The organism is Streptomyces sp. NPDC088354, assembly GCF_044753585.1.
In the GTDB taxonomy this organism is placed as follows: domain Bacteria; phylum Actinomycetota; class Actinomycetes; order Streptomycetales; family Streptomycetaceae; genus Actinacidiphila.
Genome location: NZ_JBIVNJ010000013.1, coordinates 31,354 through 46,457, shown reverse-complemented (window position 1 = coordinate 46,457; position 15,104 = coordinate 31,354). Strand labels below are relative to the sequence as shown.

Annotated in this window: 11 protein-coding genes; 4 read left to right on the top strand and 7 right to left on the bottom strand. The window is 73.0% G+C overall.

The genetic code is table 11. The features are described 5' to 3' along the window. Nucleotides 1-68: 68 nt before the first annotated feature. Nucleotides 69-2,795 (bottom strand): LamG-like jellyroll fold domain-containing protein, encoded by a 2,727-nt coding sequence (locus ACIP98_RS20515; RefSeq protein WP_401977187.1) that lies wholly within the window; start codon nt 2,793-2,795, stop codon nt 69-71. A gap of 203 nt (nt 2,796-2,998) precedes the next feature. Next, nucleotides 2,999-4,012, bottom strand: a complete 1,014-nt coding sequence (gene gmd / locus ACIP98_RS20510; protein ID WP_319662255.1) for a GDP-mannose 4,6-dehydratase — start codon at nt 4,010-4,012, stop codon at nt 2,999-3,001. A 95-nt stretch (nt 4,013-4,107) separates the two neighbouring features. Here gmd and ACIP98_RS20505 point away from each other — a divergent pair, with 95 nt between their 5' ends. Then, nucleotides 4,108-5,058 (top strand): GDP-L-fucose synthase, encoded by a 951-nt coding sequence (locus ACIP98_RS20505; protein ID WP_319662254.1) that lies wholly within the window; start codon nt 4,108-4,110, stop codon nt 5,056-5,058. Between the two features lie 41 nt (nt 5,059-5,099). Here ACIP98_RS20505 and ACIP98_RS20500 read toward each other — a convergent pair whose 3' ends face one another. Beyond that, a complete protein-coding gene (locus tag ACIP98_RS20500) occupies nt 5,100-6,584 on the bottom strand; it encodes a sugar transferase (protein WP_401977186.1) in 1,485 nt (494 codons plus the stop codon). 407 nt (nt 6,585-6,991) lie between these two features. Between ACIP98_RS20500 and ACIP98_RS20495 the strand changes: the two genes are divergently transcribed. After that, the gene (locus ACIP98_RS20495; RefSeq protein ID WP_401977184.1) at nt 6,992-7,975 is read left to right on the top strand and encodes a small ribosomal subunit Rsm22 family protein; all 984 of its coding nucleotides are present in this window, start codon (nt 6,992-6,994) and stop codon (nt 7,973-7,975) included. A gap of 329 nt (nt 7,976-8,304) precedes the next feature. Here the strand turns inward: ACIP98_RS20495 and ACIP98_RS20490 are convergent, their stop codons facing one another. After that, on the bottom strand, nt 8,305-9,858 hold the full coding sequence (locus ACIP98_RS20490) for a phytoene desaturase family protein (protein WP_401977182.1): 1,554 nt from the start codon (nt 9,856-9,858) through the stop codon (nt 8,305-8,307). Between the two features lie 19 nt (nt 9,859-9,877). Further along, nucleotides 9,878-10,693 carry a dimethylargininase gene (gene ddaH, locus ACIP98_RS20485; RefSeq protein ID WP_401977181.1) on the bottom strand — a complete coding sequence of 272 codons (816 nt, stop codon included), beginning with the start codon at nt 10,691-10,693 and terminating at the stop codon, nt 9,878-9,880. Between the two features lie 126 nt (nt 10,694-10,819). Here ddaH and ACIP98_RS20480 point away from each other — a divergent pair, with 126 nt between their 5' ends. Further along, nucleotides 10,820-12,214 (top strand): serine hydrolase domain-containing protein, encoded by a 1,395-nt coding sequence (locus ACIP98_RS20480; protein ID WP_319662249.1) that lies wholly within the window; start codon nt 10,820-10,822, stop codon nt 12,212-12,214. 14 nt (nt 12,215-12,228) lie between these two features. Here ACIP98_RS20480 and ACIP98_RS20475 read toward each other — a convergent pair whose 3' ends face one another. After that, a complete protein-coding gene (locus ACIP98_RS20475; RefSeq protein WP_319662248.1) occupies nt 12,229-12,858 on the bottom strand; it encodes a biliverdin-producing heme oxygenase in 630 nt (209 codons plus the stop codon). A 331-nt stretch (nt 12,859-13,189) separates the two neighbouring features. Between ACIP98_RS20475 and ACIP98_RS20470 the strand changes: the two genes are divergently transcribed. Further along, nucleotides 13,190-13,921, top strand: a complete 732-nt coding sequence (locus ACIP98_RS20470) for a bifunctional DNA primase/polymerase (protein ID WP_401977180.1) — start codon at nt 13,190-13,192, stop codon at nt 13,919-13,921. 281 nt (nt 13,922-14,202) lie between these two features. On the opposite strand, the gene efeU is transcribed toward ACIP98_RS20470, so the two are convergent. After that, entirely contained in the window at nt 14,203-15,090 is an 888-nt protein-coding gene (gene efeU / locus ACIP98_RS20465; protein WP_319662246.1) for an iron uptake transporter permease EfeU, read from the bottom strand. Nucleotides 15,091-15,104 lie beyond the last annotated feature (14 nt).

Sequence of the window (15,104 nt, the reverse complement as noted above, 5' to 3'; positions counted from 1 at the left end):
ACGCCGTGACAGGCGGCCCGGAGGAGACCCCGACGCGTACTTTCCGCCGGGGTCTCCGGAATGCCCTGCTAGGACCCGAAGGTGAGCACCAGCTTCGGGGTGTTCGCGGAGGACGGCGCCTGCCTCGACCACAGCCACAGCGCGTCGGTCCCGGTGCTGGTCACCGCCATGCCGTACGAGCCGCCGAGCGATCCGCTGAGCTGTGCGGCGTCCAGCGGCACCGTGTAGGCCGTGGAGACGGCCGTGGCACCGGTCAGGCTGCCGAGCACCGTCGAGGACAGCGCGGGACGGCTGGTGTACGTGGTGCCGGTCTCCGTCCACGTCCCGGTCACCGGCACCACGTTGGCGGTGTCGTTGGTGCCGGCCGTGGGGTCGCTGCTGGTGGTCAGCCGCAGGACCGCGCTCTTCAGGGTCTGGCCGGCCGGGGCCGACGGCAGGCTGAAGCGCAGGTAGGTCAGGTACGCCGAGCTGCCGCGCACGGCGAGCGACCCGGAGGTGCCGTAGTTGGTGGACGGCGCCCCGGCGTTGACGTACGTGTCCTCGGCCGCGGTCAGCGTGGTCACCGTGTCGGCGGGCGCGCTGGCCAGGTCGTAGTGGTGCGCGACCTGGGCGGCGGTGAGCGCCGCCGGGTAGACCGCCGTCTCGTCGATCTGCCCGTTGAAGTAGTTGCTGGACGGTTGCAGGGGCCAGCCGTTGAGGTTGTCCCCGCCCGCGCGCCAGTAACCGGTGTAGTTCTCGTTACTGGTCTGCGGGTTGGTGCCGGTCAGGGCGCCGTCGACGTAGAGCTTCATGCCGCCGCCGTCCTGGGTGGCCACCACGTGGTGCCAGGTGCCGTCGTTGTAGGACGTGCTGCTGGTGATGGTGTTGGTGGCACCGGTGTAGACGCCGAAGACCAGCCGGCCGTCGTTGGTCATGTAGACGTGCTTGTCGTACTGACCGCTGGTGCCGGTCGTCGAGTTGCCGAAGCCGACGATCTTGCCGCCCGCCGTCGTGGTGGTCCTGAACCAGGTCTCCACGCTGAAGGTGGCCGGCCGGCCGTGGCTGCGGTCGCTGTAGACCCACTGGTTGGAGCCGTTGAAGCCGATCGCGGTGCTGGGCCCGGTCACCGCGGCCGGGGTCTGCCGGTAGGACGGCCCGCCGACGTAGTCGCCGTTGTCGTCCGTGCTGGAGGCGTCGGCGGCGTAGGTGCCGCCCGCCTCGTCGTAGCGCCAGTACAGGGTGGCGCCGTCGTCCAGCACCGCCGCCGCGTAGCTGTTGCTGCCCGATGCCACGGTCACCGTGGCGGTGGAGGACAGCGGGCTGGTGTTGGTGCCGTCGCTCGCGGACACCCGGTAGCTGTGCACCGATCCGGGGGTGAGCCCGGTGTCGGTGAAGCTCAGCTGCGGACGCACCCACGGCAGGGAGGTGCCGGTGGTCGTGTACACGGGGGTGGCGCCCCCGTCCCGGTAGACCTTGTACGTCAGCACGCTGTCGTCGTTGTCCAGGCTCGCCTGCCAGGTCACCTTGGCCTTGCCGGCCGACAGGCTGGCCGCGCCGGCCTCCGGCGTGGTCGGGTTGCCGGTGTCCGGGCCGGACGCGAAGCGGGTCAGGCCCTGCTGCGGGCTGCCGTCGACGGTGGTGAACTCGCCGCCGACCCACAGGTAGTCGGTGCTGTTCTTCGACGAGACGGCCATCACGCGCGGGCCGATGCCCTCGCCCAGCCCGTCATTGGTGTCGGGGAACCAGCCGAGCAGGTGCGGGTCGTTGACGGGCTCGGCCAGCAGGTGCTTGCGCCGCTGGTCGGGGTACTCGCCCATGCTGCTGCAGTCGTGCGCGTGCGAGCCGCTGTAGAGGACGGACTGGTAGACCTCGACCGACTGGGTGGCTCCCAGGCAGTTGTCCCGCCAGCGCTGGCCGAAGTCGCTCAGCTCGAAGGCGGTCCGGCCGTCGAAGACCCCGCCGCCGGTGCCCTCGTTGCCCGTGTAGAGGCCGGTGGCGTCGACGGTGATGTCCTTGACGACCGAGGTCGCGGGGAAGAACCCCACCGGGTACGCCTTCGTCAGCGCTCCGGTGGCGGAGTCCACCACGGCCAGGGCGTGCGAGTCGGCGCCCCCGATGGTGTCGAAGTCGCCGCCGATCATGACGTTCGCGCCGTCCGGGGTGACCTGCACCGCCCGCCCGGGCTCGTCGCCGGTCGGGTTCCACGCGGTCAGGGACCCCGAGGAGGTCAGCGCCGCGAAGTAGCGGCGGGACTGGCCGGCGACGGAGGTGAAGTCGCCGCCCGCGTAGACGGTGTCCGCGGTCGCGTCCAGCGCCCGGACGGTCGCGGAGACCGCCGGGTGGAAGGAGGCGATCGGGGTGCAGGTGGCGGTGTCGATGGCGGCCAGGCTGTTGACCTGGACACCGTTGACGGCGCTGAAGTACCCGCCCGCGTAGAGCGTCCCGCCGTCCGGCGAGACCGCCAGCGCGCGCACGGTGGCCGTGCTGCCCGCGCCGATGGTGAACGACAGCCGGCAACCGGTCGGTGCCCCGGTCGCGGTGTCGAAGGCGGCGAAGTTCACCGCCGGCTGCTCGTTGCTGCCCGCCCCGGAGCCCGGCGGGCGGACGGTGGAGAAGGTGCCGCCCGCGTAGACGACGCCCTGTGCCTGGGCCATCGCCCAGACGATGCCGTTGGTCTGCCAGGTCGGCAGATCGTCGGCGGTCATGGCCACCGGCGCGGTGAGCGCGGTGGCGGCGGGTGCCACCGCCGCGCCCGCCCCGGCCAGTGCGCCCGCCACCAGCGCACCGGCGGCCGTTATTGCCCCAAGTCTTCGCATGTGCCCCCCAAGGCCCACTCGTGCACAAGCGGCCCAATCGCCCGCCTGTGGACGGCAGCGTAGGGGTATGTGAACAGGGCCGGTAGAAAGTTTGACGAATTTGTGTTCACTGAATACCCGACCGGACGTCATCTGCCGGACGCCTCCGGCGGGTCGGGGTCCGCCGGGTCGCCGGCGGAGCCGCCGGGATCCCGGCGGCCGCGTCAGCGGTCGATGCGTACCGTCGCGCCCGCGAGCTGCTGCTCGACCTGTTCGCAGTCGGCGTCGACCATGATCCGGGCCAGCTCGTCCACCCGTACCGAGGGCTTCCAGCCGAGCAGTTCCTCGGCCTTGCTCGCGTCACCGATGAGGGCGTCCACCTCGCTCGGGCGCTCGTACTTGGGGTCGTAGCGGACGTACTCGGCCGCGTCGAGGCCGGCGTGCGCGAAGGAGGTCTCCAGGAACTGCCGCACGGTGGCCGCCTCCCCGGTGGCCACCACGTAGTCGTCCGGGGTGTCGCGCTGCAGCATCAGCCACATCGCCTCGACGTACTCGGGGGCGTAGCCCCAGTCCCGGACCGCGTCGAGGTTGCCCAGGTAGAGCCGGTCCTGCAGCCCCGCCTTGATGCGGGCGACGGCGCGGGTGATCTTGCGCGTCACGAAGGTCTCGCCGCGGCGCGGGGACTCGTGGTTGAAGAGGATGCCGTTGACCGCGAACATGTCGTACGCCTCGCGGTAGTTGACGGTCGCCCAGTAGCCGTACACCTTGGCGCAGCCGTACGGGCTGCGCGGGTGGAAGGGGGTCCGCTCGTTCTGCGGCGGCGGGGTCGCGCCGAACATCTCGGACGAGGAGGCCTGGTAGACGCGGGTGTCGACGCCGCTGGCCCGCACCGCCTCCAGCAGCCGGATCGAGCCGAGGCCCGTGACGTCGCCGGTGTAGAGCGGGGCGTCGAACGAGACGCGGACGTGGGACTGCGCGCCCAGGTTGTAGACCTCGTCGGGGCGCAGGTCGCGCAGCAGGTTGACCAGGGCCACGCCGTCGGAGAGATCGGCGTGATGGAGCGTGAAGGAACGATTCGCCTCCTGCGGCCCCTGGTAGATGTGGTCGATCCGTTCGGTGTTGAAGCTGGACGACCGTCTGACGAGGCCGTGCACCGTGTATCCCTTGCTCAGCAGCAGCTCCGCGAGATAGGAGCCGTCCTGGCCGGTGACACCCGTGATCAGGGCGCTCTTGCCCATGCGCTGTCCCCCCTGGGGTCGGATATGTTTCCTTTGCGTACTGATGTTTGGATTCAGCCCCTATGGGGTGACCCGGGCTGGCAGAATCCGCTGTCATGACCCAAGCGAACGCAACCCTGCCGGAGCGTGCCCGGATCTTCGTCGCGGGCCACCGCGGACTGGTCGGATCGGCGCTGGTGCGCCGGCTGGAGGCCGACGGGCACGAGGTGATCACCCGCGGCCGCGACCAGCTCGACCTGCGGGACGCGGCGAGCACCGAGGCGTTCCTGACCGGGGCACGCCCGGACGCGGTGGTGCTGGCCGCCGCCAAGGTGGGCGGCATCATGGCCAACAGCACCTACCCGGTGCAGTTCCTGGAGGACAACCTGCGGATCCAGCTGAGCGTGATCGCCGGCTCCCACGCCGCCGGGGTGGGGCGGCTGCTCTTCCTCGGCTCGTCCTGCATCTACCCCAAGCACGCGCCCCAGCCGATCCGCGAGGACGCGCTGCTCACCGGCCCGCTGGAGCCGACGAACGAGGCCTACGCACTGGCCAAGATCGCGGGCATCGTCCAAGTCCAGTCCTACCGGCGGCAGTACGGCGCGTCCTTCGTCTCCGCCATGCCGACCAACCTCTACGGGCCCGGCGACAACTTCGACCTGACGTCCTCGCACGTGCTGCCGGCCCTGATCCGCCGCTTCCACGAGGCCCGCCGGGCCGGGGTCCCCGAGGTGGTCCTGTGGGGCTCCGGCACACCGCGCCGTGAGTTCCTGCACGTGGACGACCTCGCCGCCGCCTGCGCCCTCCTGCTGCGCTCCTACGACGGAGACGAGCCGGTCAACGTCGGCTGCGGCAGCGACCTCACCATCCGCGAACTCGCCGAGACCGTACGGGAGGTCGTCGGCTACGCGGGCGACATCGCCTGGGACACCGGCAAGCCCGACGGCACACCGCGCAAGCTGCTCGACGTGTCGCGGCTGACCGGCCTCGGCTGGAAGCCGGAGATCGCCCTGCGGGACGGCATCGCCTCGACGTACGCCTGGTGGCGGGAGCACGGCGCGGACTGACCTCACCCGCGCCGACCGCTCCGCCCCCCGCCCGCCGGGCATCAGTACGCTCCGCGGCCGTCGACGACGGCCCGGAGCGTGCGGGCCATCAGGTCGACGTCGCTGGTGAAGGTCCAGTTGTCCACGTAGCGCAGGTCGAGCTGGAGGGTCTCGTCCCAGGAGAGCTCGGAGCGCCCGCTGACCTGCCACAGGCCAGTCAGGCCCGGCTTCACCGCGAGCCTTCGCAGCTCGACCTCGTCGTAGCGCGCGACCTCATCGGGCAGCGGCGGGCGCGGGCCCACCAGGGACATGTCACCCCGGAGGACGTTGAAGAGCTGGGGCAGTTCGTCCAGCGAGCAGCGGCGCAGGAAACGTCCGACCCGGGTGATCCGGGGGTCGCGGCGCATCTTGAACATCAGGCCGTCGTTCTCGTTGGCGGGCGCCAGTTCCGGCTTGCGGTCGTCGGCGTCGGCCACCATCGTGCGGAACTTCCACATGGTGAAGGGCGCGCAGTCCAGCCCGTGCCGGATCTGCCGGTAGAAGACCGGGCCCTGGGAGCCCAGCCGGATGGCCGCCGCGATGATCCCGAACAGCGGGGAGAGCAGCAGGAGTCCGACCGCCGCCCCGACCCGGTCCAGTGCCGACTTCAGGGTGACCTGCACCCCGCGCCGCACCGGTGGGCTGATGTGCAGGAGCGTGAGCCCGGCGGCGGAGGTGAGCTCCACCCGGCGCTCGGAGACGTCGGTCAGGCCGGGCAGGACGGCCAGCGGCACCCCCGCGTCGTGCACCGCCCACGACAGCCTGCGCAGCCGCTCCCCGGCCATGCGCGGGCCGGGCGCCACCAGCAGCAGGTCCGCGCCGAGTTCGCGGGCGGAGGCCAGGACGGCGCCGGAGTCGCCGCTCGGACGGGCCGGCGGCAGCGATTCCAGCCGGGTGGCGACCGGGGCACCGCACTCCAGGTTCGCGAGGCCGACCGGCACGACGCCGACGACCACGTACTCGTGGTCGGTGCGCGCCGCCAGATGGTCGACCACGTAGTCCGCCGCGCTCGGCTCGCCCACCACGAGCACCCGGCGCACGGCGTGGGCCTCGCGCCGCGAGGCGATCAGGTGATGGTACGTCAGTTTCCGGCAGGCGGCGGTCAGCAGGAGCCCGGGGGTGAGCGCCAGCAGCGCCACCAGGGGCTCGGAGGCCTCGCCCACCACGGTGCGGACCATGGCCAGCACGCCCAGCAGGATCAGCCAGTCGTACAGCACCGAGCGCGCGCTGCGGGACTCGCCCAGCACCCGGGCCGCGTAGCGGTGCCGGCCCGCCAGGACGCACGTCCACGCCAGCGCGGCGGTCCCCGCGCACAGCACGGGATGCGGCTGGCCCGTGGCGTCGAAGACGAGCTCGACGGGTACGCCGACGCCTGCGGCATCCGTGACGAGCGCCGCCGGGAGATACCAGCGCGCCTTGTCGCTCGACCCCGGCGGAGCCGCGACCACGCGGCCCGGCGCGGGAGTTGTATCCGTCTCTTCCGAACTGGGTATACCGACCCGCCGCATGGACCCCCCTGGCACAACGCGACAAAGTGGGCACACCTGCCACTTCCCCAAGCAGCGGTGTGCCGTAGTAAGCCGGAACGCTATGCCAAACAGTTGTACGTTCGCTGCGGTTTACGAAATTTCGGAGGTCCGTTGTCCTGAAGTTCACGTTCGGCTGGATCTGCGCACTCCAGTGAAGCGTCTGCCTTTTTGTGGCTGATTGCGCGTATGTTGCGGCGTGCGGAGATCGACCTGCGGGTTTGCCCGCGACGGGCCCGCATTGTGTACAAACGGCCCTGAATGCGGCGGCGGGGCGCGGAGGGCAATGATTCGGCCACCCGTTCGGCCGTCAGGGTGACGAGCGGACCGCGCGGCGGGGGCCGCCGACGGGACCGGTGGCGCGGAGGGGGCCCTTACCCTTGTCCTTTGTGTCCACTCTGCATGCCGCCCTCGCCGATCTCCTCGACGGGCTCCCGCCGGGCCGCGCCGCCCAGGCCGTCGACCGCCTGATCGCCACGTACCGGGGGCGTACGCCCAGCAGCACGCCGATCCTCCGCGACCGCTCCGACGTGGCGGCCTACGCGTCCTACCGCATGCCCGCGACCTACACGGCCGTGTGCGCGGCGCTGGCGGAGTTCCGCGACCGGGCGGGCGCGTGGGCGCCGGACAGCCATCTCGACGTGGGCGGCGGCACGGGCGCCGCGACCTGGGCGGTCGCCGACGCCTGGGACGAGGGCACCCACACCAGCACCGTCCTGGACTGGTCGGAGGCCGCCCTCGCACTCGGCCGCGACCTGGCCGGTTCCGCCGGGCACGAGGCCGTACGGCAGGCGCGGTGGCTCAGGGCGCCGCTCGGCACCGGGGCGCGGCTGCCCGAGGCCGACCTGATCACGCTCTCCTATGTCATCGGCGAGCTGCCGGACGCCGACCGCGAGGCCGTCGTCGCCGAAGCCGCGCGGGCCGCGCGCGGCGCGGTGCTCGTCGTCGAGCCCGGCACACCCGACGGCTACGCCCGCGTGCTCGCCGCCCGCGACGCCTTCGTCGCGGCCGGCCTCCACGTGCTCGCGCCCTGCCCGCACGACGAGGTGTGCCCGGTGCAGGCCCCCGACTGGTGCCACTTCGCCGCCCGGGTCGCCCGCACCTCGCTGCACCGCCAGGTCAAGGGCGGCTCGCTGCCCTACGAGGACGAGAAGTTCAGCTACGTCGCCGCGGCGCGCTTCCCCGCCGGGCCCGCGCCGGACCGGGTGGTGCGCCACCCCCAGATCCGCAAGGGGCAGGTGCTGATCGACCTGTGCACGGTGGAGGACGGCCTGCGCCGCACCACGGTCAGCAAACGGCAGGGCTCCTTGTACCGATCGGCCCGCGACGTGGCCTGGGGCGACGCCTGGCCACCCCCGGACCCGGCCGAGTAGCCGGTCCGCGCGGTTCCGGTCGTCGCGTTGCCCAGGGATGCGGCCGGGCGGCCCGTTCCGGCCACGTCCCGCTGGGCCGGGGAGTCGCTTCGCCGGACGTCACGGTGTCCGGCCGGCCCGCGGCGTGCGACCGCCCGCCCCGGGCCCGGTGGTCGCGGCCGTGCGGAGACGTCTGGCCCGGCCCGGACGCCACGCCGCAGCTCAGTCCCGCCGTGGCCGCGTTGCGGCCCGGGATGCCGGGCGCCCGGGGGCGCCGGGTCGTTTCGTGCGCCTTGCGCGGCGGGCTTCGGCGCGGGGCCGGGGGTGCGCTCCCGGGGCGGGCCGCGCCGTCAGGCGCTCAGTGCCGCCATGGCCGCGTTGTGGCCCGGGATGCCGCTGACGCCGCCACCCCGCACCGCGCCCGCGCCGCAGAGCAGCACGTTGGCGTGGGCCGTCGCGACGCCCCAGGCGCCGGCGCGCTCCTGTGCGTACGGGAAGGACAGGTCCCGGTGGAAGATGTGCCCCCCGGGGAGACCGACCTCGCGTTCCAGGTCCAGGGGCGACTTCGCCTCGATGCACGGCCGCCCGTCCGCGTCGACCGCCAGGCAGTCCGCCAGCGGCTCCGCGAGCACCGCGTTCAGCTGCGCGAGCGTGGCCTTGAGCAGGGCGTCCTTCGCCCCCGCGGGGTCGGCCGCGAAGAGCCGCGCGGGGGCGTGCAGGCCGAACAGGGTGAGGGTGTGCATGCCGTCCGCGACGAGCCCGGGGGCCAGGATCGTCGGGTCGGTCAGCGAGTGGCAGTAGATCTCCGAGGGCGGGGCCGTGGGCACCGCACCGGCCGCGGCCTCCTCGTAGGCCGTCTGCAGCTGGGTGTAGGACTCCGCGATGTGGAAGGTCCCGGAGAACGCCTCGCGCGGGTCCGCGCCCGCGTCCCGCAGTCGCGGCAGGCGCCGCAGCAGCATGTTGACCTTGAGCTGGGCGCCCTCGGGCCGGTCCGGGACGGCCTCGCCGAGCAGTCCCGCGAGGGCGTGCGGCGAGGCGTTGACCAGCACGTGCCGGGCCGACACCCGGCCGCCGTCGAAGTCCACCTCGGCCCGGGTCCCGTCGGTGGCGATCGCGGTCACCTCAGTGCCCGTGACGATCTCCGCCCCGGCCGCCCGCGCCGCCTCCGCGAGGGCGTCGGTGAGCGCGCCCATGCCGCCGACGGGCACGTCCCAGTCGCCCGTGCCGCCGCCGATCACGTGGTACAGGAAGCAGCGGTTCTGCAGCAGCGAGGGGTCGTGGGCGTGCGTGAAGGTGCCGATGAGGGCGTCGGTGAGCACCACGCCCCGCACCACGTCGTCGTCGAACGCCGCCTCGACGCTCTCGCCCAGCGGGCGCTCGAACAGCGCCTCCCAGGCCCGCGGGTCGTCCACGATCCGCTCCAGTTCGCCGCGCGAGGGCAGCGGACCGGTCAGCGTGGGGAAGACCCGCTCGGCGACCCGCTGGGTCATCCCGTAGAAGCGCTGCCACGCCTCGAAGTCGCGGTCGGAGCCGGTGAGCCGCACGAAGCTCTCCCGGGTGCGGGCGGCAGACCCGGCGTCCACGAGCAGGCCGCCGTCCCCGTGCGGGGTGTACGAGGAGATCCGGCGCCGCCGCACCGCGAAGCGCAGCCCCAGGTCGTCGACGATCTTCCGGGGCAGCAGGCTCACCAGGTACGAGTAGCGCGACAGCCGCGCGTCGAAACCGCTGAACGCCCGCGTGGAGACGGCGGCGCCGCCGGTCGAGGGCAGCCGCTCCAGCAGCAGCACCGAGCGGCCCGCGCGGGCGAGGTACGCGGCGGCGACCAGTCCGTTGTGGCCACCGCCCACGATCACGGCGTCGTAGGTGGTCCGGAGGGGCCGGTGGGGCTGCGGCTGCTGAGGCATGGGCCTCTTCGTATCACGGTCAGTCCCGCAGCTCCATGGTGCAGCACTTCACGCTGCCGCCCGCCTTGTGCAGTTCGGACATGTCCACCGGCAGCGGCTCGAAACCGCGTTCCCGCAACGGCTTGAGCAGCCCCTTGGCCGCGGCCGGGACCAGGACGTTCAGGCCGTCGCTGACGCAGTTCAGGCCGAAGGCGAGCGCGTCGTCGCGGGTGGCGACCAGCGCGTCGGGGAACAGCCGGCGCAGCACCGACCGGCTGCCGGGGGAGAAGGCGTCCGGGTAGTACATGATCTCGTCGCCGGAGAGCACGCACAGCGCCGTGTCCAGGTGGTAGAAGTGCGGATCGGTGAGCTCCAGGCCGATCACGGGCCTGCCGAAGTACTCCTGGAGCTCCGAGTGCGACAGCGGGCTGCTGCGGAAGCCCTTGCCGGCCAGCAGCCAGCTCTCGGTGACCGCGAAGTCGCCCTCGCCCTCGTTGATGTGCTGCGGGTCGTGGACGTGCGTGTAGCCGCGGCTGAGGAACCATTCGCGGTGCGCCGGGGCCTCCGCCTTCCGCTCGATGTTGGCGAAGCGGGCGCCGAAGACCCGTCCGTCCACCACGGTCGCGCCGTTCGCCGCGAACACCATGTCCGGCAGGCCGGGGAGCGGCTGCAGGATCTCGACGGCGTGTCCCAGCGAGCGGTACCGGTCGCGGAGGTCCTCCCACTGGAAGAGGGCCAGCGCGGGATCGACCGGCTTGGCGGGGTCCATCCAGGGGTTGATGGAGTAGGTGACCCGGTAGTACGTGGGAGGACACATCAGGTACCGCCGGAACGAAGCGGTTCGCGCAGCGCTCAATGAAAGCTCCTCGCGGTGTCGTTGAGACCGTTGTGCTCATGGTGGACCCCCCGCGGACATCCCGCACCGGATTGCGGACGGAAAAATGCCCGTTCGGCCCTTGTGGGCGGCCTCTAAGGTGAGCGCATGCCGACACCCAGTCCCGCGTCCGACGCATCCTCCGACGCCCTGTTCCCCGAGACCCGCCGGGCCCTGATGCACCGGATCGCGGTCGCCCAGTCGACCTCCCGCACGCCCTCCCTCGTGGCGGCCGTCGTCCGGGACGGCCGCACCGTGTGGACCGGCGCCCGGTCCTGCGTGGACGGGCACGCGCCGGACGGGGACACGCAGTACCGGATCGGCTCGATCACCAAGACCTTCGTGGCCGTGCTGGTGATGCGGTCGCGCGACGCGGGGCGGCTCGGGCTGGACGACCCGGTCGACAAATACCTCGGCGCCACGGCCGCGGACGGGGTGACGATCCGTCAACTGCTGGCGCACACGGCGGGTCTGGCCTCCGAGAGCCCCGGCCCGTGGTGGGAGCGCACCCCCGGCGCGCTGCGCCCGGACCTCGACGGGGTGCTGGGCGAGCGCGCCCGGCTGCACCCGGCGGGGGAGCGGCACCACTACTCCAACCCGGGCTTCGCTCTGCTCGGCGCCGTCGTGGAGCGGCTCCACGACGGACGGCCGTGGGACGAGGTGCTCTGGTCCCAGGTGCTGGAACCGCTCGGCATGACCCGTACCTCGCGCCGCCCGCAGGCCCCGCACGCGGGCGGCTGGGCCGTGCACCCCTATGCAGAGCTGATGCTGCCCGAGGCGGTCCACGAGACCGGGCTGATGGCCCCGGCCGGTGAGCTGTGGTCGACGGCGGACGACCTGTGCCGCTGGGCGGCCTTCCTGGCCGCGGGCGACGAACACGTCCTGTCCGCAGCCACGTTGGAGGAGATGCGCCGGCCCGCCGCGCCCTCCGGCGACTACGGCCTCGGCCTCCAGGTGGCGACGGCGCCCGACGGGCGGCAGTTCGTCGGGCACGGCGGCTCCATGCCCGGTTTCGTGGCGGCGCTGTGGTGCGACGTCGCCGAGGGGCTGGGCGCCGCCGTCCTTGCCAACTCCACCACCGGCGCCCCGACCGGGGTGATCGCCCGCGACCTGCTGGCCATCGTGACCGAGCGCGAGCCGCGCATCCCCGAACCCTGGCGCCCGGTCTCCGACCCCGACCCGGAACTGCTGGCGCTGACCGGCCCCTGGTACTGGGGCACCTCCCCGCACGTGCTGCGGCTGGCCGCGGGCCGTGACCTCGAAATCGCCCCGGCCACCCCCGGCGCCGGCCGCGGCGCCCGCTTCCGCGCCGGCCGGGACGGGACCTGGACCGGCCTGGAGGGCTACTACGACGGAGAGACGCTGCGCGCGGTCCGCTCGGCCGACGGCACGGTCACCCACCTCGACGTCGGCTCGTTCGTCTTCACCCGCACCCCCTACGACCCCGCCGCCCCGGTCCCGGGCGGCGTCGACCCGACCGGCTGGGGGACGCACGGGGCCTAGCGGCGGGGACGCGCTCAGGCGGTGAGCGGGAACTCCCGCCCGAGCGCGGCGAAGACCGCCGCGTTGTGGGCGAAGGCCCGGCGGCACTCCTCGACGACGCGCTGCTTCTCCAGCTCGTCGGCCGGCAGGGCGTCCAGCAGGGCCCGGTACTCGCGCTTGAAGGCGGCGGGGTTGCCGATCGTCTCGAAGACGTAGAAGCGCACGCCGTCGCCCTTGCGGGGGAAACCCCAGGTCCGCTCGGCGATGCCCCGGATGGCCTGGCCGCCCGAGAGGTCGCCGAGGTAGCGGGTGTAGTGGTGGGCGACATAGCCGGCCGGCCAGTCACGGGCGGTCTCGGTGATGCGGGCGGCGTAGGCGGCGGTCTCGGGCAGTGCCGCCGCCCGCTCCCGCCAGCCTGCCCCGAGCAGGTGGCCGAGGTCACGTTCGAGGGCGGCGACCCGCGGCAGCTCCGGCCGCAGGAAGGGGCCCGCGACGGGGTCGCCGGCCAGCATCCCTGCCGCGTCCTCCAGAGCCCGGTAGACGAACCACAGCTGCTCGGTGTAGCGGGCGTAGGCGGCCACCGCCAAGCGGCCCCCGAGCAGGTCGCCGATGAAGGTGGAGTTCTCCGCGTCGGTGTGGCGGTCGTGGCTGGCGGTGCGGATCACCGCCGAGAAGGGTGCGGCTCCGTCAGGGCTGGCGGGCGTCAAGGGGATCCTCCTGCGTCGGGCGCCTTGCAGGGATCATGCCGACTTAGGCTGACCTAAGTCAATGGGCTTGCCGACAACCTGTCGGAAACCAGGCTACGTCCGGGTGGAGCGGTATGGGGTCATTTGCGGGTTCCCATCCCCCAATCGGGGGACCTTCCGGGCACCCCGGGTGCGGACCGGATCCGTACAGGGCGCAGGATGGAAATCCACCATCCGTGGATTCCGCTTACGGCTTTTCCTTCGTTACGTAGGGTGGAGCGAGGGTTCACGGGGCGAGGGAAGGGGCTCGATGGTCACCAAGGGCAGGTTGTCCGGCTGGTTGCGCCGGAAGGCGGGAGAGCGGGACGCCGAGGGCGAGGACGGCTTCGCCCAGCGGACCCCGGGCGCCCGCGACCGGGACGACCTGCTGCTGGCGGCCGCCGTGGCGGGCCTGCCGTTGGCCCCTGCCGCGCACCCGTCCGCCGAGTCCGGCTACCGCTGCTCCTGCGACCGGATCGGCTGTCCCACCCCGGGCAGCCACCCGGTCTCCTTCGCCTGGCAGACCCAGGCCACCACGGACCCGGAGAAGATCCAGCGCTGGCTGCGCACCCAGCCCCTCGCGAACTTCATCACCGCCACCGGCATCGCCCACGACGTCCTCGACGTCCCCGCCGAGGCCGGCCGGATCGCACTGGACCGGCTGGCCGCCGAGGGCGCCGCCACCGGGCCGGTGGCCGTATCCGACGGCCGGACGCTCTTCTTCACCGGCACCCGCGCCACCGCCGACGAGGACGAGTGGTGGCCCTGTGAGCTGGACTGCCATCCCGAGACCCTGGACGAGCACCCCGGCCTGCGCTGGCACTGCCGCGCCAGTTACGTCCTGATGCCGCCCTCGCGCCTGCCGTCGGGCGCGGTCGTGTCCTGGCTGCCGGGCCACGGCCCCGACCGGCCGCTGCCCGACCCCCTGCCGCTGCTCGCGGTCCTCACCGACGCCTGCGCCCAGGTGGAGCACGAGCCGGAAACCGCCGGCTGGATCAGCTGACCCCGCGCCCGCCCGGTCCCGGCGGCGGTGGGCGCCTCGCCGCCGTTTTCCGCGCCGGGTCACCCGGTCGGGCGTGAGCGTCTTCTTCGTGCCGCCCCGGCCGGCGCCCCGCCGTGCTCGGCGCCCAGCCCGCCCCCCTTCCGAGGCCGGGACAGCGCGGGCGGCGTCACCCAAGGCCGGGCGATACGCCGTGAGACCGGCCTCGTCGGCACTGCCGAGGGGCCGGTCTCACGGCGGTGACCAGTCGCGTACGCCGGGATCGCGCCCGGGCCTCGGCGGTGTCAGCCCTTCTCGCCGACGGGACGAGCGTCCGCTTCCCGCGCACCGTCACGCACCGCGTCGGCGGCGGGCGCCTTCGCGGCCGGGGCCGCGGCCCTGCCGGGGCGCAGGAAGAAGAACATCGTCGGGACGAGGTACACCGCCCAGACCGTGACCTGGAGCCAGGTCGGATCCGGCTGGAAGTTGAACACGCCCTTGAGCAGCGTCCCGTACCAGGAGTCGGCCGGGATCGTCGTGCTGATGTCGAAGGCCCGCGCGCCCAGGCCGGGCAGCCAGTCGGCCTCCTGGAGGTCGTGGAAGCCGTAGGCGAGCACGCCCGCCGCGACGACGACCAGCATCGCGCCGGTCCAGGTGAAGAACTTGGCCAGGTTGATGCGCACCGCGCCGCGGTAGAACAGCCAGCCCAGCACCACGGCCGTGAGCAGTCCCAGCGCCGCGCCGACCAGCGGCCGCACGCCGTCGTCGGTGGCCTGCACGGCGGTCCAGATGAACAGCGAGGTCTCCAGCCCCTCGCGGCCCACCGCGAGGAAGGAGGTGACGACCAGGGCGCCGGTGCCCATGGCGACCGCGGCGTCCAGCTTGCCGTGCAGCTCGGCCCTCAGGTGCCGCGCGGTGCGCCGCATCCAGAACACCATCCAGGTCACCAGGCCGACCGCGACGACCGACAGCGAGCCGCCGAGGGCCTCCTGCGCCTGGAAGGTCAGCTCGGAGGAGCCGAACTGCAGGGCGGCGCCGAAGCCCAGGCTCAGCAGCACCGCGGCACCGACGCCGAGCCAGACCGGCGGCAGCTTGTCCTTGCGGTCGGTCTTCACCAGGTAGGCGACCAGGATGCAGACGACCAGGCTGGCCTCCAGGCCCTCACGGAGTCCGATCAGGTAGTTGCCGAACACCCGCCGTCACTTCC